Source organism: Xanthobacter sp. SG618 (genome assembly GCF_012932745.1).
Lineage (GTDB): Bacteria > Pseudomonadota > Alphaproteobacteria > Rhizobiales > Xanthobacteraceae > Xanthobacter > Xanthobacter flavus.
The window spans coordinates 77,001-100,097 of the sequence record NZ_JABBHL010000006.1 but is presented as its reverse complement, the minus strand read 5'-3'; the positions used below and the strand labels follow the sequence as shown (position 1 = coordinate 100,097).

Genomic DNA, 23,097 nt, shown 5'->3' with positions numbered 1-23,097 from the left:
GACATCGCCAGCGGCCTTGCCCCCACGCGCCCCGCTGCCGAGGAACGTCCCGTCGCCCCCGCGCCGCGCCGGCCCCGCCTCGGCGAGCGCATGCGCGAGGACAACCCCTTCGCCCCAGTCTCCGAGCCGGAGCCGGTCGCCCACGAGCCGCCCGCGCGCGAGCCGGAAGCCCCGGCGGTGGAGCTGAATTTCGAGGAGATCGTGTTCGCCCGCGCGCCCAGCACGGCGGACGCGCCCGCCGTCGAGGCCCCCGCGCCGGAACCTGCGCCGCATGTCACGGCCCCCGAGGTCGCGGCGCCCGATTTCGTCGAGACCTACGTCGCCGAGGCAAGCTATGCCGCGGTCTCCTACACCGAGCCCGCCTTCACCGAGGAGGCACCGGAAGAGCCGGTGGCCGACACCCGCTCCCCCGAGGAGCTCATGGCCGAGGCGCTGACGGCGGCCACCGCCGGCCAGTACGAGACCGCGCTCAACATCTGGGAGCCGCTGGCCCGCGCCGGCAATGCTCGCGCCCAGAACAATATCGGCGCCTGCTTCGTGGACGGCCTCGGCGTCGACCAGGATCTCGACCTCGCGCGCCGCTGGCTGGAGCTGGCCGCCGAGGGCGGCGACCCGGTGGGCCGGCGCAACCTCGCGACGCTCTATTTCAAGGGCCAGGGCGTGGCGCAGGACTATGCCCGCGCTGCCGAGCTGTACCGCGCCGCGGCCGAGGACGGCGACGCCCCCGCACAAGACATGCTGAGCTGGATGCTCTTGGAGGGCGAGGTGATGCCGCCCGACACCACCGAGGCCCGCCGCTGGGCGCTGGCCGCGGCCGAGCAGGGCGTCGGCTCGTCCATGACGCGCCTCGGTATGATCGCCCACAATGCGCTCGGCACGGATCGCGATCCGGTGGAGGCCGCGCGCTGGTGGCGCAAGGGCGCCGAGGCGGGCGACGCGGACGGGCAGGCCATGCTCGGCGCCGCCTATCATCTCGGAGCCGGCGTGCCCCACGACAAGATCGCCGCCTTCGCCTGGCTGCTGCGCGCCCGCGCCGGCCACAGCGCCCTCGCCGACCGCTTCTTCGACGCGGTCAGCGCCACGCTGAGCCCGGAAGAAGCCGCCGCCGCCCAGCGCCGCGCCGCCATTCCGCTGGGAGAGCTACCCTAGGTGATCATCGGGACGGCCGGACATATCGACCATGGCAAGACCACGCTGGTGCGTGCGCTCACCGGTGTCGATACCGACCGCCTGAAGGAAGAGAAGGCCCGCGGCATCTCCATCGACCTCGGCTTCGCCTATCTCCCGGTGGGGGACGAGGTGCTGGGTTTCGTGGACGTGCCCGGGCACGAGAAGTTCGTGCACACCATGCTCTCCGGTGCGGGGGGCATCGATTTCGCGCTGCTGGTGGTGGCCGCCGATGACGGTGTGATGCCGCAGACCCGCGAGCACCTTGCCATCCTGGACCTGCTCGGCATCGACAAGGGCGTGGTCGCCCTCACCAAGGCCGACCTCGCCGACGCCGACCGCCTCGCTGCGGTGGAAGCCGAGATCACCGCCCTCCTCGCCCCCACCGGCTTGGCCGGCGCCCCCATCCTGCCCGTGGCGGCGGCGCGGGGCGACGGGGTGGACGCCCTGCGCGACATGCTGGTGGACGCCGCGCGCACCTTGGGCCGGCGGGCCGGCGGCGGGCGGTTCCGCCTCGCCGTGGACCGCAGCTTCACCCTCTCCGGCGCTGGAACGGTGGTGACGGGCACGGTGCTGTCCGGCGCGGTGAAGGTGGGCGACCGGGTTACGGTGAGCCCCTCCGGCCTATCCGCCCGCGTTCGCTCCATCCGCGCGCAGGACCGCGTGGCCGAGACCGGCGTCGCCGGCGACCGCTGCGGGATCAACCTCGCCGGCGAGGCCATCTCCAAGGACGCCATTTCCCGCGGCGACGTGGTGCTGGACCCGGCGCTGCACGCCCCCGCCGACCATATCGACGCCGAGCTGAAGGTGCTGGCCAGCGAGCCCCGCCCCATCGCCCAGTGGCTGCCGGTGCGCCTGCACCATGCCGCGCGCGAGGTGGGGGCGCGCCTCGTGCTGCTCGGCGATGCCATCGCGCCCGGTGGCACCGGCAAGGTGCAACTGGTGCTGGAGGCGCCCATCGCGGCGGCGGCGGGCGACCGCTTCGTCATCCGCGACACCTCGGCCCAGCGCACCATTGGCGGCGGCCGCTTCCTCGATCTGCGCGGACCGCGCCGCAAGCGCCGCACGCCCGAGCGCATCGCCCAGCTCGATGCGCTGGCGCAGCGCGATCCCGCCAAGGCTTTGGCCGGGCTTCTGGCCGTGCCGCCGCATTTCGTCGATCTCGACGCCTTCGCTCGCGACCGGGCGCTCTCCGCCGATGAGGTGGAGGCGCTGGCGCAGCTGCTCGATCTCGCCCGCCTCGCCGCGGGCTCCACCACGCTGGCGCTGACGCGGGCGACGCTGGCCACCTTTTCGGCCAGCGTGATGGCCGCGCTCGACGCCTTCCATGCGGACAATCCGGACATGCCGGGCCTCGGCCGCGAGCGGCTGCGCATGATGCTGGAGCCGCGCCTGCCGGCCGCCGCCTTCCTGGCCGCGCTCGCCGCCTTGCCCGCCGGCACCATCCGGCAGGAGGGCGCCTGGGTGCGCCGCGCGGATTTCTCGGTGAAGCTCGCCGCCGCCGACGAGGCGCTGTGGGCGCGCATCAAGCCGCTGCTCACCGGCGAGGAGCGCTTCCGCCCGCCCCGCGTGCGCGACATCGCCGGCCTCCTCGCCGTGCCCGAGCCGGACGTGCGCCGCCTGATGAAGCTGCTCGGCCGCATGGGCCGGGTGGACGAGGTGGCCCACGACCACTTCTTCCTGCGCCCGGTGGTGTCGGAGATGGTGGAGATCATCACCCGCCTCTCCGGCGAGCGCATGAAGGACGAGTTCACCGCCGCCGCCTTCCGCGACGAAGTGCAGAACGGGCGCAAGGTGGCGATCCAGATCCTCGAATTCTTCGACCGCCACGGCCTCACCTTGCGTCGTGGCGATCTGAGGCGCATCAATCCGTTCCGGCTGGACCTGTTCGCCGGAGCGGCGGACGATGCGCCTGAAATCACCGCGGCGGTGCCGTCGCGGGGAAGAGAAGCGTCCCTGGTGGGGCGTCCGGACTTCAAATCCGGGAGGGGCCGCGAGCCGGTCCTTGGTGGGTTCGACTCCCACTCTCTTCCGCCAAATTCTGCCCCACCAAATCCTCTGGCGCCAAATTCCGCTGCGCCCACTCCTGCGGCGCTGAAGCAGCCCGCGCCGGATGCGCGCCCCCGCAGCTACGGGAAGGGACGATGAGCCCCGAGACCGACCTCCCCGCCCCGGCCCCCGAAGCCGCGCCCGACCCTGCCCGTGAGGCCCGCGCCGCCGTGCTGGCGCGCCTCGACGCCGCGAAGGTCGCGGCCGATGTGGCGGAGACGGCCTATCGCGCCGAGGCCGCCCGCCGCACCGAGGAGCTGGCCCGCGAGCGGGCCCATGCCTGGCGCCGGGCCGACCTGATGCGGTCCCTCGCCACCGCGCTCGACGGCATCGGCGATGCCGAGATGGCCGCCGCCGCCGGGCAGGCGCTGCTGCGCGCGCGGCTGGGCTGGTCCGACGACAGCGAGGCCCGCGCCGAGGTGCTCGTGCGCTTCGCCCCGGTCGCCGTGGCGCTGTTCGAGATGGAGAGCGAAGCGGCGCCGCAGACCGCCCTCGCGGCGTTCGAGGAGTGGTACGCCATGACGCGGCAGAGCGCCTTCTGGTACCTGTTCGAGCACTATCTTCCCGACACGCCCCTCGTGGATTTCTGAAGACCGATGGCCACCGATTTCGACGACTGGCTCGCCGCCACCTTCGCCGACCATGGCGGCTTCACCGCTTTGGTGGTGCTGGTGCGCATCGCCGAGCCGGAGGTGAAGCCGCTCGCCTCCACCTTCCTCAACATCATCGGCGACGAGGTGGAATGGGCCGGCATGATCGCTTTGTTCGCCGGCTCCCGGCAGGCCTGGGACGGCGCCGCCTTCTTCGCCCAGACGGAGGATGGCGGCCCGCTGGAGAACGGCGAGGCGCGCGGCCGCCTGCGCGCGCTGGAACAGCGCATCCGCGAGAACCGGCTGGTGTTGAACGAAGGCGATTTCTTCGACACCTTCGGCCGCCGGCTGAAGGTGGAGGAGATCGCGCCGAACTGAGGCTCGGCATGGGCCGGCTGAAGGGTTTTGAGGCCGTCATGCCCCGGCTCGTCCGGGGCATCCACGGTGCCGCTTGCGCGATGCCTTCCCGCTCGGCGCGAGCGGTGGGGTGGATCCCCCGCCCTACTCGATGGGGAAATCGAAATAGGTGTCCGGGAAGGGCTCGTCCTTCAGGGTGAAATGCCACCATTCCTTATCGAACGGCTTGAAGCCGTTCTCGCTCATCAGCCCCGCGAGAAGACGGCGGTTGGCGCGCTGGGTGGCGGTGACGGCGGCGGAATCCGGCCAGGAGCGCGGGCTGAACAGGTCGAACGGCGTGCCCATGTCGATGTCGCGCCGCGTCGCGAGATCGAACAGGGTGAGGTCCAGCGTCGAGCCGCGCGAATGGCCCGAGCGGGCGGCGATGTAGCCTTCCGCGAAGAGGTCCTTCTTGGCGACGTCGGGATAATAGGTGGGCTTCGTCTTCTCATCCCGCAGGTCGCTGGCCCAGCGGGCGAAATGGGCGACGGCGCGGGCCGGGCGGTAGCAATCGAAGATGCGCAGGCCGAGGCCCTTCTTCTTCGCCTCCGCCGCCACCTTGACGAGCGCCTCGGCCGCCGGGCGGGTGAGGAAGCAGCGGGCGGCGCCGTAGCCGTCCACCCGCGTGCCGACGAAATTGTCGGTGGAAAAATAGCGCACGTCGAACACCGCGTCCGGCACCACGCCTGAGACATCCACGAACAGGTCCGGCCGGTCGGTGCGGGCGTCGGCCGCGAGCGGGAGGCCCGCAATGGTGAGGGCAAGTGCGGCGGGCTTCACCAGTCGATCCATCAGGGCCTTGGCCATGCTGCGTTGCATGGCTTCAGCATAAGCCGCGCCGCAGAGGCCCGCCAGAGCGGGCGCTCAGCCCATGCGCGCGGGCGGGTCGGTGGGATCGACGGGGTCGCGGAACGGCGGCGGCTCCGGCTCGGGATCGCGGCGCGGCTCACGGGAGGGATCGCCCTCGGGAAGCGGCGGCAGGTCCGGGCCGGGCTCCGGCAGGTCCGGCGGGTCCTCCACCGGGTCCGGCGGCAGGATGGGCGGCTCCGGCGGACGGCCAGGCTCGGGCGGGAACGGGCCGCCCACGAGGGCGGCCAAGCCTGAAGAGGAGGACCGGCCGCCCATGGGGGCGGCCGTATCGTATTCAGCGCCGGGGCGCAGCGGGTGGAGAGGGGCAAGGTTCATCCCGGGCCAACGCCCGGAGCCTGCCCCTGTTCCCCCCGCGGTTTCCCACGGATCAGGAGAAGAAGGAGGTGATGGTCTGCCAGATGCTCTTCTTCGGCGCGGCGGTGGCGCCGGCCTCGGCGGGCTTGGCATCGGTGGAGATGGTGCCCGGCGCGGCCTGCGACTTCGCCACCGCTTCCGGCGAGAAGACGCCGGCGAAGGCGGGAATCTTGGCGAGCGTGTCGGGGCCGGCCATACCGTCCGCGTCCAGCCCGTTCTTCTCCTGGAATTCCTTCACCGCCTTGGCGGTGGCAGGGCCGAAAGCGCCGTCGGCGGGAATGCCCAGCGCCGTCTGCAGCTTCTTCACCGCCTCGCCCTTGGTGCCCACAGTGAGCAGCACCAGCTCCGGCAGGCCGAGGGCCGTGAAGGTGTCCGGCCCGGCGATGCCGTCCGCGGCGAGGCCGTGCTGGGTCTGGTAGGCCTTGAGGGCCGTCTCGGTGGCGGGGCCGAACTGGCCGTCCGCAGTCACGCCGAGCTTCGCCTGAAGGATCTTCACGGGCTCGCCCGCGAGCCCACGCTTGAGAAGTGCCATGACTCACCCCGGTCAAGTTGCTCCGGCCTGAGGGCCGGCGCCTGACATTGGGGGAAAAGAGCCGCTGCGGCACCCTGAAAAATGAACCGCACAAAAGAAAAATGCCGGGTCCTGGTCGGGACCCGGCAAGTATCGCTGCAGAGCAGCGAACCTTCCAGAGGGGAACAGCTGATGCACCGCACAGGATGCAATCAGCGCAAGGGAAAGATGCTCCCCGAATAGGCAGAATGCAACGTATACTGACCGCATATCAGGCATGTGCCCAGCGCTTGGCTAGGCAATCCAAGCCTTACCATAGCACCTACGAACGTCATAAATCAGTAATTCCAGCGTTGCGCCTTGGAAATCAGGAAGTCGCGGAAGACCTGAATCCGGGCCACCGAGCGCATTTCCTGGGCATATGTGAAGTATGCCTCCAGCTTGGGCGTCTCGCGATCGGTGAAGAGCTGCACCAGCGAGGTGGAATCGTCGGAGAGATAGTCCGGCAGGGTGCCGATGCCCACGCCCCGCTCCACCGCGCGCTTGAGGCCGAGCACGTTGTTGACCTCGAAGGCGGGAATACGCGGCGTGGAGCCGTCGCGGCCGGCATGCTCCAGCCAGTTCAGCCCCTGGAAATAGGAGGGGATCGGCCCGCCGAGCAGCAGGATGCGGTGCTTGTCCAGTTCGTCCAGCGTGCGCGGATGGCCGTGGCGCTTGAGATAGTCGGCCGAGGCATAGGCATGGAAATGCACGGTGAAGAGCTTGCGCTGCACCAGGTCCGGCTGCACCGGCTGGCGCATGCGGATGGCGACGTCCGCCTCGCGCATGGCAAGGTCCAGCTCCTCGTCGGTGAGGATGAGCTGGATGCGGATGTCCGGGAACAGCTCCACGAACTCGCCCACCCGCGCGGTGAGCCAGTGGGTGCCGAGGCCCATGGTGGTGGTGACGCGCAGGTCGCCATTGGGCTTCTCGCGGCTGTCGGTGAGCTGGGCGCGCGCCGATTCCAGCTTGAGGAACACCTCATGGGCGGTGCGGTAGAGCAGTTCGCCCTGCTCGGTGAGGATGAGCCCGCGGGCGTGGCGGTGGAACAGCGGAACCTTCAGTTCCGCCTCCAGCGCCGAGACCTGGCGGCTGACCGCCGACTGGGAAAGCCCCAGTGTCTCGCCGGCATGGGTAAAGGAGCCCGCTTCCGCGGCCACGTGGAAGACCTTAAGCTTGTCCCAATCCATCCGGCCCGAGCCCCTTGAGCATCACCGGCATCCGGCCGGCGAGGTGGCGCTGTTTTTCGCTTGTCTCGGGAGAAGCCGCGGGCTCCCCTGCCCCGCGGCCTTCCTTGAACCCTTTTAGATCGTCACCGGGCGGTTCCCCGCGCCCGGACGTTTTACTCCGCCGCCTGCGCCACGCTGTGGTGGGCGAGAAACCGCTCCGCCTCCAGCGCCGCCATGCAGCCCCGCCCCGCGGCCGTGACCGCCTGGCGATACACATCATCAGCCACGTCGCCGGCCGCGAACACGCCCGGCACGGACGTCGCAGTCGAATCGGGCGCCGTCCACACGTATCCGCTCTCCTTGAGCTTCAACTGGTCTTTGACCAGCTCTGTGGCAGGCGCATGACCGATGGCGATGAATATGCCTTCAGCGGGTAGCTCGGTGAGGGTTCCGGTCCGCACGTCGCGCAGGCGCGCGCCGGTGACCTTGGAGATGTCGCCAGTTTCGCCCACCACATCGGCAACTTCCGAATGCCACACGACATTCACCTTGGGGTTGGCGAACAGGCGATCCTGCAGGATGCGCTCGGCGCGGAAGGCGTCGCGGCGGTGCACCAGCGTGACCTTGGAGGCGAAATTGGTGAGGAAGAGCGCTTCCTCCACCGCCGTGTTGCCGCCGCCCACCACCACGACCTCCTTGCCGCGGTAGAAGAAGCCGTCGCAGGTGGCGCAGGCCGAGACGCCGAAGCCGCGGAACGCCGCCTCCGATTCGAGCCCCAGCCAGCGCGCCTGGGCGCCCGTGGCGAGGATCACCACGTCGGCGAGCCACGTGTCGCCCGATTCGGTCTCCATGCGGAACGGCCGGCGGGACAAATCGAGGCTGTTCACGTGATCGGCGATGATCTTCGTGCCCACATGCTCGGCCTGAGCGCGCATCTGCTCCATCAGCCAGGGGCCCTGGATGGGATCGGCGAAGCCGGGATAATTCTCCACATCCGTGGTGATGGTGAGCTGGCCGCCGGGCTGGATGCCCTCGAACAGGACCGGCTCCAGCATTGCGCGAGCCGCATAGATGGCTGCGGTATAGCCGGCGGGGCCCGACCCGATGATGACGACCTTGGCGCTGTGGGTGGTCATGACGTCCTCGAAAACCAGAAGCTCGAAAGGCTGAAAGCCGCGACAAGAGAGGGGACGGGACGTATGGCGGGCCCGCCCGATGGCCGCAGCGTGAGCTATGCCCGAATGTAGGGGCTCCCCCGCGTGCCCACAAGGCGGCAGCTTCTGTCCCTTCGCAGCGCAACCGACGCAATATTATTTCGTTGCGTTGCCGCATACGGAGACTAAGGTGCGCGGACGTAACCCCCGTCCGCCGCGTCCGCGGCCGCGTTCCCAACCTTGCCCCCAAGGAGCCGTGCCTTGACCGTTCGCCTTGATGCTGTCGACTGGAAGATCCTCGACGAGCTGCAGCGGGACGGTCGCATGACCAATGTGGAATTGTCCCGGCGGGTCGGCATCTCCGCCCCGCCCTGCCTCAGGCGCGTGCGCGCGCTGGAAGAGGAAGGCATCATCGAGGGCTATCGCGCGCTGCTCGACGAGAAGCGCCTGGGCTACGACCTGATGGCCTTCGCCATGGTGCATCTCATCAGCCAGGCGGAAGCCGACCTTGCCGCCTTCCAGGAGCGCATTTCCGGCTGGCCGCTGGTGCGCAGCGCCTGGATGCTCTCGGGCGACGTGGATTTCCTGATGCTGTGCGTTGCGCCGGACCTGCGCACCTTCCAGACCTTCGTTCTGGACATCACCGCCGCGCCCAACGTGCGCAACGTGAAGACGGCCCTGACGCTGAAGCAGTCCAAGGACGCGCCCATCGTGCCGCTCGAAGCCGGACTGCCCAAGGGGGCGTGACGGGTGGGGCGTGAGCGCAAGGCGTACCCCCGGCGCGCGACGCGAGAGTCACAGATCCTTTTGAACTTGAGCGCCGTCATCCCGGCTTGTCCGGGGGATCCACCGTGCGACCGGGCTGGCTTCTCGCGTCTCGGCACTGCGCCTGCCGCGATGTGGATGCCCCGGACAAGCCGGGGCATGACGGCGGAGACGATGGGCCAAGTCACCCTGGCCAAGACATGAGAACCGCGCGCGCCCCTCAGGCCCAGCGAACGTCCGCGATCTCGAACGAGCGGGCGCCCTTGGGGGTGACGACCTCCACCGAGGCGCCTTTCTTCTTGCCGATGAGCGCGCGGGCGACCGGCGAGGAGATGGAGATGCGGCCGGCCTTGGCGTCAGCCTCGCTGTCGCCGACGATCTGCCAGACCTTCTCTTCCTCAGTGTCCTCGTCCACCAGCGTCACCGTGGCGCCGAACTTGACGATGTCGCCGGAGAGCTTCGAGACGTCGATCACCTCGGCGCGGGAGATCTTGTCCTCCAGATCGGCGATGCGGCCCTCGTTCAGCGACTGCTGCTCCTTGGCGGCGTGATATTCCGCGTTCTCGGACAGGTCGCCATGGGCGCGCGCCTCCGAGATGGCATTGATGATGCGCGGACGCTCCACCTGCTGACGCTGCTTCAACTCTCGCTCGAGGGCGGCAAAGCCGCCCGCCGTCATCGGAATCTTCTCCATGGGTCCTTGTCAGACCTCCTGAAACTGCTCGGTGCGCCGGAGACCCACCTCAGGTGGTGCCGGCGCCGAAAACAAAGCCGCCCCGCGGCGCCTTTCGGCGCCTCGGCTGCGGCGACTGTCCCGGTTCGGGCGATCCATGGCCCCCGGGCGATGCGCCCGCCCCGCGCCTTGAGACGCCGGACGGCCGCGACGGATGCGCGCCGGCCCAAAGGGCCGCGCGCCGGTGTTCCCTTCCGGGATCAGGCGACGGAGGCTGCGCCCCGCGGGCTGACGCCAGCGCTGTCGCCCTCGGCACCGAAATAGCCCTGCAGCGGACGCACCGTCAGGTCGCCGCCCACATAGGCCTTGATCCCCTGCGCCGCAGCGATGGCTCCGGACAGCGTGGTGTAATACGGCACTTTCTGCAAGAGGGCGGCGCGGCGCAGCGAGCGGCTGTCCGCCAGCGCCTGCGCGCCCTCGGTGGTGTTGAACACCAGCTGGACCCCGCCATTCTTGATGGCGTCCACGATGTGGGGGCGGCCCTCCAGCACCTTGTTGATCTTCGTCGCCGGCACGCCGTGCTCCTCCAGGAAGCGCTGGGTGCCCGAGGTGGCGATGATCTTGAAGCCGAGGTCCACCAGCATCTTCATGGTGGGCAGGATGCGGATCTTGTCCCCATCCTTCAGCGAGACGAACACCGTGCCCGATTTCGGCACCTTGGTGCCACCGCCCAGCTGGCTCTTGGCGAAGGCGACGCCGAAATCGGTGTCGAGGCCCATCACCTCGCCGGTGGAGCGCATCTCCGGGCCGAGCACCGTGTCCACGCCGGGGAATCGGGCGAAGGGGAACACCGCCTCCTTCACCGCGATGTGGCCGAGCTTGGGCTGCACGAGGTTGAAGCTGGCCAGCTTCTCGCCGGCCATCACCCGCGCCGCGATCTTGGCGATGGGCAGGCCGATGACCTTGGCGACGAAGGGCACCGTGCGCGAGGCGCGCGGGTTCACTTCCAGCACGTAGATCTCGTCGCCCTTGATGGCGTACTGCACGTTCATCAGGCCGCCGACGCCGAGCGCCAGCGCCATGGCCGCGGTCTGCTTCTCCAGCGCCGCGAGGGTGTCGGGCGAGAGCGAATAGGGCGGCAGCGTGCAGGCGCTGTCACCCGAATGGATGCCCGCCTCCTCGATGTGCTCCATGATACCGGCGATGAACACGTCCTTGCCGTCGCACAGCGCGTCCACGTCCACCTCGATGGCGTCGGACAGATAGCGGTCGAACAGGAGCGGGTTCTTGCCGAGGACGGTGTTGATCTGGCCCGTCTTGTCGTTGGGATAGCGCGCCTTGATCTCCTGCGGCACGAGGCCCGGCAGGGTCTCGAGCAGGTAGTCGCCGAGCTGGCTCTCCTCGCGGATGATCTGCATGGCCCGGCCGCCCAGCACGTAGGAGGGGCGCACCACCATGGGATAGCCGAGCTCGGCCGCGACGAGGCGCGCCTGCTCCACGCTGTAGGAGATGCCGTTGGCCGGCTGGCGGATCTTCAACCGGTCGAGCAGCGTCTTGAACCGGTCGCGGTCCTCCGCGAGGTCGATGGCGTCGGGCGAGGTGCCGAGGATCGGCACGTCCGCATCTTCCAGCGCCTTGGCGAGCTTGAGCGGGGTCTGGCCGCCGAACTGCACGATGACGCCCTTCAGCGTGCCCCGGGTCTTTTCGCGGGCGATCAGCTCCAGCACGTCCTCGGCGGTCAGCGGCTCGAAATAGAGCCGGTCCGAGGTGTCGTAGTCGGTGGAGACCGTCTCCGGGTTGCAGTTGACCATGATGGCTTCATAGCCGGCATCCTTCAGGGCGAAGGCGGCATGGCAGCAGCAATAGTCGAACTCGATACCCTGGCCGATGCGGTTGGGACCGCCGCCGAGGATGATGACCTTCTCCCGCTCCGAGGGCTGTGCCTCGTCGGCGAGGACACCGGCGAAGGGCGTCTCGTAGGTCGAGTACATGTAGGCGGTGGGCGAGGCGAACTCGGCCGCGCAGGTGTCGATGCGCTTGTAGACCGGGCGCACGTCCAGCGCCTGGCGCCGCGCGCGCACCTCGCCCTCGTGGAGGCCGGCAAGGGTGGCGAGGCGGGCGTCGGAGAAGCCCATGGCCTTGAGGCGGCGGAACTGGCCGGCCGTCTCCGGCAGGCCGAGCCGGCGCACCTTCTGCTCCATCTCGACGATGCCGCGGATCTCGGCGAGGAACCACGGGTCGATCTTGCAGGCCGAATGGATCTGCTCGTCGGAGAGGCCGAGGCGCATGGCCTGGGCGACATAGAGCAGCCGGTCGGGCGTGGGGGTGCCGAGCGCCGCGCGCACGGCGTTCTTGTCGTCGCCCTGGCCGAGGCCCTCGATCTCGATGTCGTCGAGGCCGGACAGGCCGGTCTCCAGCGAGCGCAGGGCCTTCTGGAGCGATTCCTGGAAGGTGCGGCCGATGGCCATGGCCTCGCCCACCGACTTCATGGCGGTGGTCAGCACCGGGTCGGCGCCGGGGAACTTCTCGAAGGCGAAGCGCGGGATCTTTGTGACCACGTAGTCGATGGTCGGCTCGAAGGAGGCCGGGGTCGCGCCGCCGGTGATGTCGTTCTCGATCTCGTCGAGCGTATAGCCCACCGCGAGGCGCGCGGCGACCTTGGCGATGGGAAAGCCCGTGGCCTTCGACGCCAGCGCCGAGGAACGCGACACGCGCGGGTTCATCTCGATGACGATGAGCCGGCCGTCCTCGGGGTTCACCGCGAACTGCACGTTGGAGCCGCCGGTCTCGACGCCGATCTCGCGCAGCACCGCAAGCGATGCGTCGCGCATGATCTGGTATTCCTTGTCGGTGAGCGTCAGCGCCGGCGCCACCGTGATGGAATCGCCGGTGTGCACGCCCATCGGATCGATGTTCTCGATGGAGCAGATGATGATGCAATTGTCCGCCTTGTCGCGGACAACCTCCATCTCATACTCCTTCCAGCCCAGCACGCTCTCCTCCACCAGCACCTCGTTGGTGGGGGAGGCATCGATGCCGCGCTCGATGATCTCGATGAACTCGGCCTTGTTGTAGGCGATGCCGCCGCCGGTGCCGCCCATGGTGAAGGACGGGCGGATGATGGCGGGCAGGCCCACCTCGTCCAGCGCCTCGAGCGCCTGGGGCAGGGTCTTGATCTGGCGGGACTTGGGCGTCGAGAGGCCGATCTTGGTCATGGCCTCGCGGAACAGCTCGCGGTCCTCGGCCTTGTCGATGGCCTCGGCGGTGGCGCCGATCATCTCGACGTCATACTTCTCCAGCGTGCCCATCTTCTTGAGCGACAGCGCGCAGTTGAGCGCGGTCTGGCCGCCCATGGTGGGCAGGAGCGCGAAGCCCTTGGAGCGGTCGCCGCGCTCCTTCTCGATGATCTTGGTGACGATCTCGGCGGTGATGGGCTCGATATAGGTCGCGTCCGCCATGTCCGGGTCGGTCATGATGGTCGCGGGATTCGAGTTCACGAGGACGACCCGGTATCCCTCCTCCTTGAGCGCCTTGACCGCCTGCGTTCCGGAATAGTCGAATTCGCAGGCCTGCCCGATCACGATGGGACCGGCGCCGATGATGAGGATGGTTTCGATATCGGTGCGTTTCGGCATATCCGTCTTTGAGCTCTCGACCGCCGCCACCCGCGCCGCTGAGCCGGCGAGGACAACGGGATCCGTTTCCATCAGGAGCCGCCCCGTCGCGGCGCCCGCCCCTTCCTAGCGCCCGCCGGGCGCAAAAAAAGGGCCGCGGGTCACGCGCCCCAGAAAGGTACGAGCTTGGCCGGGGCCTGCTCCCAGACTTGCGCGCGGGCGGGACGCGGCGCGGATGTCACACCTCAAGGATGTCACACCTGCGCAATTTCCCGGGCCCTTGGCGCTGATGGGCTTCCTTAGACCATAATTTGCGGCGACGGAAGCCATGTCACCGAGATGACGCCGCGCCCGGAATACACATCCTCGCGGGGTGTCCGGCGCCCGCCCCGCGCCAGCTTGGCCTTGAGGATTCCTGTAAGCTTTCCTGCCGGAGACGCCAGTGCTGCCGCCCTCCCTCGCCCGGACGGTCAATGAATACCGCACGCGCCACGGCGATCTGGTCAACCAGTTCGCCCGATTCGTCGGCGTGGGCCTCACTGCCGCCTTCGCCCATTTCTCCACGCTGGCCATTCTGGTGGAGATGGATGCCGTCGGCCCCGTGCTCGGCTCGGCGGTTGGATTCGTCGTGGGCGGTATCGTGTCCTACATCCTCAACCGCCGCTTCACCTTCGACGCCACGCGCTCCCATGCCGGGGCGGTGCCGCGCTTCATCGTGGTGGCGGGGGTGGCCTTCGTGCTCAACGAAACCCTCATGTGGCTGTTCGTGGACAAGGCAGGGCTGTTCTATCTGCTCGCCCAGTTCCTCACCACCGGCATCACCATGATGTGGACCTTCACCGGCTACCGTGTCTGGGCCTTCGCCCATCGGAGCGCGGTGCGCGGCTGAGAAGCCACGCCGGCGCCGCCTACGCTCAGGCGCCGCGCGGGGATCGTGTTGGTTACGCTCAAGCGCCGCGCGGGCTTCACGCGCTGCCTCCGCTCAAACGCCGCGCGGGCTTGACGCGCCGCCTACGCTCAAGTGCCGCGCGGGGCTTCAGGCCCGGCGTTCGCCGATGAAGGCCATGCGCTGCTGGTTGTGGCCGATATTGGGCTGGACCCGCCGCGCCGCGAGGCCTGCATCCTCCAGCAGATCGAGAATTTCGGCTTCCTCATAGGTGGTCAGCCCGAGTTCCGCGCGCAGCTTGCGGTAGGGCGAGATGGCGGTGCGGGCGAGGCCGGCGACCGCGGCCAGCAGGAACTTCTCGCGCGCCGCCAGCCGCAGCAACGCCTCCGCATCGGCCAGCGCGCTCACATGGGGCGGGATCACGTCGGCGAGGAGCAGCCGCCCGCCCGGCGCCAGCAGCCGCCGCCATTCCCGGACGAGGCTGGCGAGCAGGTCGCGCGAGAGATACTGCGCCACCGAATTGCAGATGATGAGGTCGAAGCTGCCGTCGGGCAGCGCCGAGACCTCCTCGGGCGACATCACATCGATGGCGGGGGCGGCGACGAAGCGGCCCTTCAGGCGATTGCGCACCGCCGGCGCGGCATCGCTGAGCACGAGGCGCCCGCAGCGAAACGCCAGCTCGGCCGAGGCGAGGGCCTCGCCGCAGCCGAAGTCCAGAACCCGCGCGTGCGGCCCGGGCACGAAGCCGACGAGGTCGGCCGCGATGGCCGCATAATGCACCGCCTTGTGCCGGTCATTCACATAGATGGCGTGACTACCGTTCCAGAACGAGATCCAATCGGCCATCAGCAACTTTCCGAAAACAAGGCGGCGCCGCGATCAGCGCGCAAACTGGATGCCGGCCTCGGTCTCGCCGATGGCCCGGTCCACGAAGTCGATGGCGCGCTCGCGATGGCCACCCTTGTTGGGCTCCGCCTGCTGCAGGAACGCGCGCGCAGTGCGCAGCGCTTCGAGCGCGCGCTGCATGTTGGGCTGGTCGGCAAAGGCCGACTGCACGAGCCCGGCCGTGGCAAGGCCCGCGGCGAAGGTCAGCGCGAGGGTCAGCGGGCGCAGGGCGGCCTTGGAGCGGATCATGATGTCTCTCACGGTTTCGAGGAACAACGTCCGGCGGCAGCGGGGTGCTGACACGCGCCGGTGAAACGGCACCATCAAGACGGCACCATCATGGCAGACGCGCCACGGACGCAAACGCCCCGCCGCGGTGTGCGGACGGGGGCGCGCGTCAATGGCGGAAAATCAGGCCTCACCAGCGGCAGTGCAGGCCGCCATACGGGCCGCGCCAGCAGCCGCCACCACCCCAGCGGCCGGGTCCGGGACCCCACCAGCGGTGATAATGCCACCAGTCGATGAACAGGCTGGCATTGGTGCCGGAGAGGGGCTTGTCCTCGCTGAGGAGCTTGTAGTCATAGGTCAGCGTGTCGCCGGAGAGCACCGGATTCGACAGCTCGATCACGGACAGGTTGGGCTCGCCGTTCACCGTCACCGAGAGGGTGGCGTTGGGCGGGTCCTTCTGGAAGCTATCCTTGCCCTCGTTCCAGATCTTGATGAAGGTCGCCGTCGACGCGTCGCCGGTGATCCGCTCGGGGCGGTCGGCGAACATGATGACCTGCGGCGCGACGCCCTTCAGCGTGATGGTCTTGTCGGTGACGGAAATGGAATCCGCCACCTGCACGAACAACCACTGGACGCCATTCAACTCTTCGATGTTGGCGGGCCGGCCACTCGCGGCGGGGGCATTGGCAGGCGCCCCCTGTGCGAAGGCTCCGCTGACGGCACAGACGGCCCCCAGCAGCGCTCCTAGGATCAGGCGTTTCATTGGAGTGTCTCCTGCGCGCGGTTGGGTCCGCGACGCGCAGTGGCACTCTACAACCGTCACGCTTCTTGCAAAGATGACGGCGCGCGCCCGGCGGTATTTAGAGAGCGTTAATCTTAACGCCGGCCCCGTTTTCGCAAATCGCGACGACCGGCCCCGGTCCCGCTACCGGTAGTTCACCCAGAACACGCCCACGCTCGGGCTGGCGGCGCGGATGGCGGGATCGTTCGAGGCATAGACCTTGGGGCCGGAAATGCGCGCCTGCGTGCCGTCCGAGGCCCCGGCCGACAGCGCCATCTGCACCCCGAGCACGCAGCCGCCGCCCAGATTGCCCAGCCGTCCGCCGCGCCAGTCGGCCACCACGCCGCCGGAATTGCCACCGAAGCCCTGGATGCGGAACGGCTTGCCGTTGGCCCGCTCCAGGTCGGACAGGCTGGTGCCGATGCCGATGCCGTTCACCGTCCAGGCCGAGCTCTCGGTGAAGGCGACGCGGCGCGGGGCGACCATGTTGGCGGGGTCCTTCCAGGCGATCTCCAGGCTCAAGGCGGGATCGTTGGGCAGAAGGATGATGCCCGGCGCGGTGCTGCCGTCCGGCGACATGATGTTGCCGGTGATGACGTTCGCCTGCCCGAAGTCGGCGGCGATGTTGATGGCGGTGGTGTTGGGCGCGAACGGGCCCGTGCATTCGAACTGGCGCGGCCCGGCGGTGGGCTTGGGCACGGAGACCACCGTCTCCGAATAGTCGCCGAAGGCGTCCGTCTGCTTCACCACGCCGGTGCCCCAGCTGTCCGGATTGCCCTGGCAGGCGGCGAGGGCGAGGCCCGCGGCGAGCGCCGCGAGGGACAAAGCAGAGACGCGGGAAGAGACCATGGGAACCTGCGGCGCCGGACGGGAGGGGGCGCGCCAAGGGCTGAGAGGCCGCGGAAACGGCCGGGCAGCACGCCGGTGAACATCTTTCTTAGCCGCTCCCCTTTCGCCCCGCCAGTCCCCGGGGCGGTAGCCGGACCCTCGACCGTCATAGGCAATTCACGGCCCGCACGCTTTCTGTCACGCTGGAGCGTGGGGGAAGGCCATGAACGAGATGCGGGACCTGCGCGGGTTCAACCACAAGCGCTCGGTGCAGGACTATATCGACGAGACCCCGATCTGGCGCGACGGCACGCAGGTGGCCGCGACGCCCATGACCGCCATGCAGTGGCGCATCTGGTGGCTGGCCGCGGCGGGCAAGTTCTTCGAGGGCCTCGTGGTCTTCATGACGGGCGTGACGCTGCCCCTCATGTCCCGCGAATTCGGCATGGACGCCTTCCAGCACGGCCTCGTGGGCGCGGCGAGCCTCGCCGGCATCCTGGTCGGCGCGCTGCTGCTCGGCGGGTTCGCCGACCAGTTCGGCCGCAAGCTGATGTTCGTGGCGGAGATGGTGATCTTCATCATCTTCCTCGCGCTTCTGGCGGTCAGCCCCTCCTTCGGCTGGACCGTGGTGTTCCTGTTCGGCATCGGCATCGCGCTCGGCTGCGATTATCCCACCGCCCATCTGGTGATCTCCGAGAGCATCCCGTCCGTGGCGCGCGGGCGCCTCGTGCTCAGCGCCTTCGGCTTCCAGGCGGTGGGCGCGCTCACCGGCACGCTGCTCGGCTATCTCGTGCTGTCCAACATCGAGACAGTCTCCGCCTGGCGCATCATGTATGCGGCGGCCATCCTGCCGGCGGTGGCGGTGGCGGTGGCCCGGCTGTTCGTGCCGGAAAGCGCGAGCTGGCTGCTCGCCCACGGCCGCGTGGAGGAAGCGCAGCAGGCGGCGCAGCGCCTGCTCGCCCGGTCGCCGCAATATCCAAAATCCATCGAGCTCGCCCGTCGCAGCCACCATGCCGGCGGGACCGGGGCCGGCGGGCACGATCATGTCCACGAGCGCACCCCGCTCGCCTTGCTCAAGACCCCGCACAACCGGCGCGCGACCATCCTGGCGAGCGTGCCGTGGTTCCTGCAGGATTTGTCCACCTACGGCATCGGCATCTTCACCCCCACCATCCTCGCCGCCGCCTTCGGCCATCAGGCGGATGTCGGGCGCAATTTGAGTGATCTCGTCACGGCGGATCTCCTCGCCTCGGAGGGGGCGGCGCTGGTGGACCTGCTGCTGCTCGTGGGCATCGGCGTGGCGGTGGCGCTGTCCGACCGCATCGGCCGCATCCCGCTCCAGATCGCCGGCTTCGTCGGCTGTGCGGCGGGGCTGCTGGTGGCCGCGCTCTCCACCTATTACACCGGCGACCGCGCCGTCACGATGGTGGTCATCGGCTTCATGCTGTTCAATTTCATGACCAATCTCGGCCCCAACGCGCAGACCTACCTGATCGCCGGCGAGGTCTTCCCCACCCGCATCCGCGGCATGGGGGCGGGCTTCGCCGCGGCCTTCGCCAAGATCGGGGCGGTGCTCACCGCCTTCCTGTTCCCGATCCTGCTCGCGGACTTCGGCACCCGCACGCTGCTGTTCCTGCTGATCGGCGCCTCGCTGCTGGGCGCGGTGGTGACCTGGCACTACCGCATCGAGACGCGCGGGCGCAGCCTGGACGATATCGGGCTGTAGAGGGGGTTTTACGCGTTTCCCTCACGCGAACCGGGGCCCACTTCGCTCGGAAACGCTCCGGCTATTCCGCCGGTTCGGGAACGCGCGCGCTCCACCACGCGTCGATGGAGGCCAGCACGGCCGGGCGCAGCTCGGCAAGGTCGCCGGCGAAGCCCGCCCATTCGGCGGTGATGCTGGGCGAAACCGAGGTGATGACGCACAGCTCGGCCGCCACCGCCGCATGGAAGGCGGCGGTGAGGCCGCGGCCATCGGCTTCCTGCCGGCCGAACTTGGAGAGCACCACCACCGTGTCGGACAGGTCGCCGCCCTCTGCGAGGCGATCGGCGATGGCACGCTCCACGCCGGCAGAGGCCGCCGCGAGACCCGCCGGATCGAGGCTGCACCCGGCCGCGCCAGGGCCGAGATCCTGATGCAGGCGGTTGGTCTCGCCGGAGACGAGATCGAGCAGCAGCACGTCCTCATGGGCGCAGCCGGGGGTCAGGTGCTCCACCACGCCGAGCACGCGCACGCCCTGCGCGGCCAGCCGCCGCGCCGCTTCCGCCAGCAAGGACTGGATCTCTTCCCGGTCGCCACCCTGCAGGGCGAGGATCATCGGCCGTTCGTCCCCCGTCATCCCGAACATCCGTCCTCTGCGCCGTTGCCGGCCGGTCCGCCCGTGGCCCCGACAGCCGAAGCTGTATCGTGAACACCATAACACGCAGGCGCCATGGCGGGCGAGACCCCTCTTGCGTACCACGCCACCGTCTCGTCCCAACCCTGCCACAGATTCGGCCTAGAGGCGGCGCGCTTCCCTGTTCTGCGGAGACGCCCGCGCCGTGATTCGCCTTGCTTTGCCCCTCGTCCTCCTCACTGCCGCGACGGCTGCCCCGGCGCTCGCCGGCCCCGGCCGACACGACGACATGATGCTGCATGTGGACCCCGGCACCCGCATCGAGCAGCGCTGCAACGCCCGCGCCATGGGCGAGATCGGGCGCGAGCACAAGGACATGCGGCCGGAGGAGGTGGTGGCCTATGCCTTCGCCGATCCCAAGCTCGGCGACTTCCGGCACGGCGATGCCGCCATCTCCGCCCCCGGCGCGGCCATCCGCAGCCGGCAGCACTGGTATCACCTCGCCTATCGCTGCAAGACCAGCCCGGACGGCATGGATGTGGTAGCCTTCAGCTACACCTTGGGCGCCGAGGTGCCGCGGCAGGACTGGGACGCCCACAGCCTCGTGCCGTGACCCGCCGCAGCCCGATCCCAAGCCACTGATCCCAAGCCACTGATCCGAGGACATGCGATGACCGCCGACCCCGAGGCCGAGGCTCCCGCCGCAACGCCCGCCCGCAAGCGCCGCATCCGCAAGGTGGGCGTGGGGGCCGGGGCGGTCGGCGCAGGCACCGTGGGTGCGGGATCTCTGGGCGCCGGGTCCATCGGCGCCATCGCCATCGGCGCGCTGGCCTTCGGAGCGCTCGCCGTGGGCGCCGTCGCCATCGGCCGCCTCGCCATCGGCCGCGCGCGCATCCGCCGGCTGGAGATCGACGAACTGGTCATCGGCCGGATCAGCCGGCGATAGTAGCCGTCATGCCCTGGCCCCTCCGGGGCATCCACTCCGCCCCTCGTCGGGTGCCAAAAAGCAAAACGCCAGCCCGGCCACTCCGTGGACCCTCCGGACAAGCCGGAGGGTGACGGCCCGCCCAGGCGAGCCTTCGAAGCCCCTACCCCTTCCGCCTGCCGCCCTTGCGATAACCCTTGGTGCCGGGATCGGGCCTCGGGCCGGGGCGGAAGGTGTCTTCGGCCAGCGGCACCACGCGGTCGGAGCCGGGTCCCATGTCGTCGAGGGACGGCTTGTGGGCGCGCGTGGGTAGAGGCGCTGCCAGCGGTGTCTCGGCCGGGGTGCGGGCCGCCTTCGGCGTGGCCGCGCCCGGCGGAGTGTATGGCGCCTGCGCCTCCCCCATCCCGTCCTCGGCGGCCGCGCCGCGACCCTTGGCCGAAGGCTTGCCCCGGCCGCGCGGCAACAGGCGCCCGGACTCCTCCTTCGGCGGCAGGTTGGCCGCCTTGCCGTATTTGCGCGCCCCCTTGTAGCCGCCGGTGCGGTCGTCCACCGCCTCCTGCCGCGCCAGCGGATCGTCGGAGACGGCCAGCTCCGTGGCCTCCAGCCGGCGGATCTCGTCGCGCAGACGGGCGGCGGTCTCGAAGTCGAGGTCGGCGGCAGCGGCGCGCATGCGCTTCTCCAGATCCGCCATGACCGCCTTGAGATTGTGCCCGAAGGCCGCCCCCTCCTCCGCGAGGCCCGCATCCACCTGCACGTGGTCGCGCTCGTAGACGGAATTGAGGATGTCGCCGATGGCCTTCTTCACGCTCTCGGGCGTGATGCCGTGCTCGGTGTTGTAGGCCACCTGCTTCTCGCGGCGGCGGGAGGTCTCCGCCATGGCCCGCTCCATGGAGCCGGTGACGTGATCCGCATAGAGCACCACCCGGCCGTCCACGTTGCGCGCGGCGCGGCCGATGGTCTGCACCAGCGAGGTTTCCGAGCGCAGGAACCCTTCCTTGTCCGCATCGAGGATGGCGACGAGCCCGCACTCGGGAATGTCGAGGCCCTCGCGCAGCAGGTTGATGCCGATGAGCACGTCGAACGCCCCGAGGCGGAGATCGCGGATGATCTCGATGCGCTCGATGGTGTCGATGTCCGAATGCATGTAGCGCACGCGGATGCCGTTCTCGTGCAGGTATTCGGTGAGGTCCTCGGCCATGCGCTTGGTGAGCACGGTGACGAGCGTGCGATAGCCCTTGGCCGCCACCGCCCGCACCTCGCCGAGCAGGTCGTCCACCTGCGTGCGCGCCGGGCGCACCTCCACCGGCGGATCGATGAGGCCGGTGGGGCGGATGACCTGTTCCACAAACACGCCGCCGGTCTGGTTCATCTCCCATGAGCCGGGGGTGGCGGAGACATGGACGGTCTGCGGCCGCATGGCCTCCCACTCCTCGAAGCGGAGCGGGCGGTTGTCCATGCAGCTCGGCAGGCGGAAGCCGTATTCCGCTAGCGTCGCCTTGCGGCGGAAGTCGCCGCGATACATGGCGCCGATCTGCGGCACGGTCACATGGCTCTCGTCGATGAAGACGAGCGCATTGTCGGGCACGTATTCGAACAAGGTCGGCGGCGGCTCGCCGGGCTTGCGGCCGGTGAGCCAGCGCGAATAGTTCTCGATGCCGGCGCAGGAGCCGGTGGCCTCCATCATCTCCAGATCGTAGCGGGTACGCTGCTCCAGCCGCTGGGCCTCCAGCAGGCGGCCCATCTTGTAGAGCTCGTCGAGCCGCATCTTCAGCTCGGCCTTGATGCCGGAGATGGCCTGGATCAGCGTCGGGCGCGGCGTCACATAGTGCGACGCGGCGTAGACGCGCACGCTCTTCATGTCGCCGCTCTTCTGGCCGGTGAGCGGATCGAACTCGGCGATGCTCTCCACCTCGTCGCCGAACAGGGACACGCGCCACGCGCGGTCCTCATAATGGGCGGGGAAGATCTCCACGCTGTCCCCGCGCACGCGGAAGGTGCCGCGGGCGAAGTCCGACTGGATGCGCTTGTATTGCAGGGCCACGAGATCGGCGATCAGGCCGCGCTGGTCGATGCGCTCGCCCACCTTGATGTCGAAGGTCATGGCCGAATAGGTCTCGACCGAGCCGATGCCGTAGATGCACGACACCGAGGCGACGATGATGACGTCGTCCCGCTCCAGCAGCGAGCGCGTCGCCGCATGGCGCATGCGGTCGATCTGCTCGTTGATGGAGGATTCCTTCTCGATGTACGTATCCGTCCGCGGCACATAGGCCTCGGGCTGGTAGTAATCGTAGTAGGAGACGAAATACTCCACCGCATTGTCGGGGAAGAAGCTCTTGAACTCGCCATAGAGCTGGGCCGCGAGCGTCTTGTTGGGCGCCAGCACGATGGCCGGGCGCTGCAATTGCTCGATCACCTTGGCCATGGTGAAAGTCTTGCCGGAGCCGGTGACGCCCAGCAGCACCTGGTCACGATCCCCCGCCTCGGCCTGCGCGCACAATTCCTTGATGGCCTGCGGCTGGTCGCCGGCGGGCTGGAAGTCGCTCTTCATGGTGAAGGCGACGCCGCCTTCCGACTTCTCCGGCCGCGGCGGACGGTGCGGCACCCAGGTCTGGCCGTTCACCTCGGGCCGCCCGGTCTCGATCAGCTTGGCCAGCGCCTGCACCGTGGCGGAGGCGCCGGCGGATTCGAGATCGACCGTGAGGTCGCCCGGATTCAGACCGAGGGACTGCGCGAGGGCGGGATCAAGCGCCTGCTGGGGCGCCGGCTCGAAATGACGCTGCGAGCGTTCACCGAGCTTTCCGGGACGGGATGCTTTGGCCATGGTGGGAATATGGGCGGGGAGGCCCGTTCGGAAAAGCCCCCCCCGCCCCGCAA

Annotated in this window: 21 protein-coding genes, 1 tRNA gene and 1 pseudogene; 10 read left to right on the top strand and 13 right to left on the bottom strand. The window is 69.2% G+C overall.

Translation table 11 applies throughout. The features are described from left to right. Positions 1-420: 420 nt before the first annotated feature. The 5 genes and pseudogenes from FHT36_RS16810 to FHT36_RS16790 all read left to right on the top strand — a co-directional run bounded on the left by FHT36_RS16810 (position 421) and on the right by FHT36_RS16790 (position 4,184). Positions 421-1,149 carry a tetratricopeptide repeat protein gene (locus tag FHT36_RS16810; protein ID WP_169123859.1) on the top strand — a complete coding sequence of 243 codons (729 nt, stop codon included), beginning with the start codon at positions 421-423 and terminating at the stop codon, positions 1,147-1,149. After that, a pseudogene (selB, locus tag FHT36_RS16805) lies at positions 1,150-2,973 on the top strand (selenocysteine-specific translation elongation factor); the annotation flags it as partial. A gap of 135 nt (positions 2,974-3,108) precedes the next feature. After that, positions 3,109-3,204: transfer RNA gene (locus tag FHT36_RS16800), tRNA-Sec, on the top strand. A 107-nt stretch (positions 3,205-3,311) separates the two neighbouring features. Continuing rightward, positions 3,312-3,806, top strand: a complete 495-nt coding sequence (locus FHT36_RS16795; protein WP_169123644.1) for a hypothetical protein — start codon at positions 3,312-3,314, stop codon at positions 3,804-3,806. A gap of 6 nt (positions 3,807-3,812) precedes the next feature. After that, positions 3,813-4,184 (top strand): hypothetical protein, encoded by a 372-nt coding sequence (locus FHT36_RS16790; RefSeq protein ID WP_169123643.1) that lies wholly within the window; start codon positions 3,813-3,815, stop codon positions 4,182-4,184. Positions 4,185-4,307: 123 nt separating this feature from the next. Here FHT36_RS16790 and FHT36_RS16785 read toward each other — a convergent pair whose 3' ends face one another. The 5 genes from FHT36_RS16785 to trxB all read right to left on the bottom strand — a co-directional run bounded on the left by FHT36_RS16785 (position 4,308) and on the right by trxB (position 8,281). After that, positions 4,308-5,021, bottom strand: coding sequence for a M15 family metallopeptidase (locus FHT36_RS16785; protein ID WP_210257818.1), 714 nt, complete (start codon positions 5,019-5,021; stop codon positions 4,308-4,310). Between the two features lie 45 nt (positions 5,022-5,066). Further along, complete coding sequence (locus FHT36_RS16780; RefSeq protein WP_169123642.1) at positions 5,067-5,387, bottom strand: hypothetical protein; 321 nt, start codon at positions 5,385-5,387, stop codon at positions 5,067-5,069. Between the two features lie 52 nt (positions 5,388-5,439). Further along, positions 5,440-5,958, bottom strand: coding sequence for a peptidoglycan-binding protein (locus FHT36_RS16775; protein ID WP_169123641.1), 519 nt, complete (start codon positions 5,956-5,958; stop codon positions 5,440-5,442). Positions 5,959-6,275: 317 nt separating this feature from the next. Further along, positions 6,276-7,166 carry a LysR family transcriptional regulator gene (locus tag FHT36_RS16770; RefSeq protein WP_024277513.1) on the bottom strand — a complete coding sequence of 297 codons (891 nt, stop codon included), beginning with the start codon at positions 7,164-7,166 and terminating at the stop codon, positions 6,276-6,278. A 152-nt stretch (positions 7,167-7,318) separates the two neighbouring features. Then, positions 7,319-8,281 (bottom strand): thioredoxin-disulfide reductase, encoded by a 963-nt coding sequence (trxB, locus tag FHT36_RS16765; protein WP_169123640.1) that lies wholly within the window; start codon positions 8,279-8,281, stop codon positions 7,319-7,321. Positions 8,282-8,560: 279 nt separating this feature from the next. Here trxB and FHT36_RS16760 point away from each other — a divergent pair, with 279 nt between their 5' ends. Beyond that, the gene (locus FHT36_RS16760; RefSeq protein WP_169123639.1) at positions 8,561-9,046 is read left to right on the top strand and encodes an Lrp/AsnC family transcriptional regulator; all 486 of its coding nucleotides are present in this window, start codon (positions 8,561-8,563) and stop codon (positions 9,044-9,046) included. Positions 9,047-9,284: 238 nt separating this feature from the next. On the opposite strand, the gene greA is transcribed toward FHT36_RS16760, so the two are convergent. Both greA and carB read right to left on the bottom strand, forming a co-directional pair. After that, the gene (gene greA / locus FHT36_RS16755) at positions 9,285-9,758 is read right to left on the bottom strand and encodes a transcription elongation factor GreA (protein WP_169123638.1); all 474 of its coding nucleotides are present in this window, start codon (positions 9,756-9,758) and stop codon (positions 9,285-9,287) included. A gap of 239 nt (positions 9,759-9,997) precedes the next feature. Further along, on the bottom strand, positions 9,998-13,372 hold the full coding sequence (carB, locus tag FHT36_RS16750) for a carbamoyl-phosphate synthase large subunit (RefSeq protein ID WP_169123637.1): 3,375 nt from the start codon (positions 13,370-13,372) through the stop codon (positions 9,998-10,000). A gap of 421 nt (positions 13,373-13,793) precedes the next feature. Between carB and FHT36_RS16745 the strand changes: the two genes are divergently transcribed. Then, positions 13,794-14,240, top strand: coding sequence for a GtrA family protein (locus tag FHT36_RS16745; protein WP_169123636.1), 447 nt, complete (start codon positions 13,794-13,796; stop codon positions 14,238-14,240). Between the two features lie 147 nt (positions 14,241-14,387). On the opposite strand, the gene FHT36_RS16740 is transcribed toward FHT36_RS16745, so the two are convergent. From FHT36_RS16740 to FHT36_RS16725, 4 genes are all read right to left on the bottom strand, one after another. Further along, on the bottom strand, positions 14,388-15,083 hold the full coding sequence (locus tag FHT36_RS16740; protein ID WP_169123635.1) for a class I SAM-dependent methyltransferase: 696 nt from the start codon (positions 15,081-15,083) through the stop codon (positions 14,388-14,390). A 33-nt stretch (positions 15,084-15,116) separates the two neighbouring features. Next, positions 15,117-15,371 (bottom strand): hypothetical protein, encoded by a 255-nt coding sequence (locus FHT36_RS16735; protein ID WP_169123634.1) that lies wholly within the window; start codon positions 15,369-15,371, stop codon positions 15,117-15,119. 169 nt (positions 15,372-15,540) lie between these two features. Further along, complete coding sequence (locus tag FHT36_RS16730) at positions 15,541-16,113, bottom strand: hypothetical protein (protein WP_024277505.1); 573 nt, start codon at positions 16,111-16,113, stop codon at positions 15,541-15,543. A gap of 162 nt (positions 16,114-16,275) precedes the next feature. Continuing rightward, positions 16,276-16,980, bottom strand: a complete 705-nt coding sequence (locus FHT36_RS16725) for a hypothetical protein (RefSeq protein ID WP_169123633.1) — start codon at positions 16,978-16,980, stop codon at positions 16,276-16,278. 202 nt (positions 16,981-17,182) lie between these two features. Between FHT36_RS16725 and FHT36_RS16720 the strand changes: the two genes are divergently transcribed. Further along, positions 17,183-18,685, top strand: a complete 1,503-nt coding sequence (locus tag FHT36_RS16720; protein ID WP_169123632.1) for an MFS transporter — start codon at positions 17,183-17,185, stop codon at positions 18,683-18,685. A gap of 61 nt (positions 18,686-18,746) precedes the next feature. Here the strand turns inward: FHT36_RS16720 and FHT36_RS16715 are convergent, their stop codons facing one another. Continuing rightward, a complete protein-coding gene (locus FHT36_RS16715; protein WP_169123631.1) occupies positions 18,747-19,298 on the bottom strand; it encodes a DUF2478 domain-containing protein in 552 nt (183 codons plus the stop codon). Positions 19,299-19,500: 202 nt separating this feature from the next. Between FHT36_RS16715 and FHT36_RS16710 the strand changes: the two genes are divergently transcribed. Both FHT36_RS16710 and FHT36_RS16705 read left to right on the top strand, forming a co-directional pair. Further along, positions 19,501-19,908 (top strand): DUF930 domain-containing protein, encoded by a 408-nt coding sequence (locus FHT36_RS16710; protein WP_229646604.1) that lies wholly within the window; start codon positions 19,501-19,503, stop codon positions 19,906-19,908. A 57-nt stretch (positions 19,909-19,965) separates the two neighbouring features. Next, complete coding sequence (locus FHT36_RS16705; protein WP_210257851.1) at positions 19,966-20,241, top strand: hypothetical protein; 276 nt, start codon at positions 19,966-19,968, stop codon at positions 20,239-20,241. A 142-nt stretch (positions 20,242-20,383) separates the two neighbouring features. Here FHT36_RS16705 and uvrB read toward each other — a convergent pair whose 3' ends face one another. Beyond that, positions 20,384-23,044, bottom strand: coding sequence for an excinuclease ABC subunit UvrB (gene uvrB / locus FHT36_RS16700; RefSeq protein WP_169123630.1), 2,661 nt, complete (start codon positions 23,042-23,044; stop codon positions 20,384-20,386). Positions 23,045-23,097 lie beyond the last annotated feature (53 nt).

Bases quoted from the DNA above. Each gene is read 5' to 3' on its own strand.
- FHT36_RS16810 (WP_169123859.1), top strand. From the start codon at position 421: ATGGCCGAGGCGCTGACGGCGGCCACCGCCGGCCAGTACGAGACCGCG.
- FHT36_RS16795 (WP_169123644.1), top strand. From the start codon at position 3,312: ATGAGCCCCGAGACCGACCTCCCCGCCCCGGCCCCCGAAGCCGCGCCC.
- FHT36_RS16790 (WP_169123643.1), top strand. From the start codon at position 3,813: ATGGCCACCGATTTCGACGACTGGCTCGCCGCCACCTTCGCCGACCAT.
- FHT36_RS16785 (WP_210257818.1), bottom strand. From the start codon at position 5,021: ATGCAACGCAGCATGGCCAAGGCCCTGATGGATCGACTGGTGAAGCCC.
- FHT36_RS16780 (WP_169123642.1), bottom strand. From the start codon at position 5,387: ATGAACCTTGCCCCTCTCCACCCGCTGCGCCCCGGCGCTGAATACGAT.
- FHT36_RS16775 (WP_169123641.1), bottom strand. From the start codon at position 5,958: ATGGCACTTCTCAAGCGTGGGCTCGCGGGCGAGCCCGTGAAGATCCTT.
- FHT36_RS16770 (WP_024277513.1), bottom strand. From the start codon at position 7,166: ATGGATTGGGACAAGCTTAAGGTCTTCCACGTGGCCGCGGAAGCGGGC.
- trxB (WP_169123640.1), bottom strand. From the start codon at position 8,281: ATGACCACCCACAGCGCCAAGGTCGTCATCATCGGGTCGGGCCCCGCC.
- greA (WP_169123638.1), bottom strand. From the start codon at position 9,758: ATGGAGAAGATTCCGATGACGGCGGGCGGCTTTGCCGCCCTCGAGCGA.
- carB (WP_169123637.1), bottom strand. From the start codon at position 13,372: ATGCCGAAACGCACCGATATCGAAACCATCCTCATCATCGGCGCCGGT.
- FHT36_RS16740 (WP_169123635.1), bottom strand. From the start codon at position 15,083: ATGGCCGATTGGATCTCGTTCTGGAACGGTAGTCACGCCATCTATGTG.
- FHT36_RS16735 (WP_169123634.1), bottom strand. From the start codon at position 15,371: ATGATCCGCTCCAAGGCCGCCCTGCGCCCGCTGACCCTCGCGCTGACC.
- FHT36_RS16730 (WP_024277505.1), bottom strand. From the start codon at position 16,113: ATGAAACGCCTGATCCTAGGAGCGCTGCTGGGGGCCGTCTGTGCCGTC.
- FHT36_RS16725 (WP_169123633.1), bottom strand. From the start codon at position 16,980: ATGGTCTCTTCCCGCGTCTCTGCTTTGTCCCTCGCGGCGCTCGCCGCG.
- FHT36_RS16720 (WP_169123632.1), top strand. From the start codon at position 17,183: ATGAACGAGATGCGGGACCTGCGCGGGTTCAACCACAAGCGCTCGGTG.
- FHT36_RS16715 (WP_169123631.1), bottom strand. From the start codon at position 19,298: ATGACGGGGGACGAACGGCCGATGATCCTCGCCCTGCAGGGTGGCGAC.
- FHT36_RS16705 (WP_210257851.1), top strand. From the start codon at position 19,966: ATGACCGCCGACCCCGAGGCCGAGGCTCCCGCCGCAACGCCCGCCCGC.
- uvrB (WP_169123630.1), bottom strand. From the start codon at position 23,044: ATGGCCAAAGCATCCCGTCCCGGAAAGCTCGGTGAACGCTCGCAGCGT.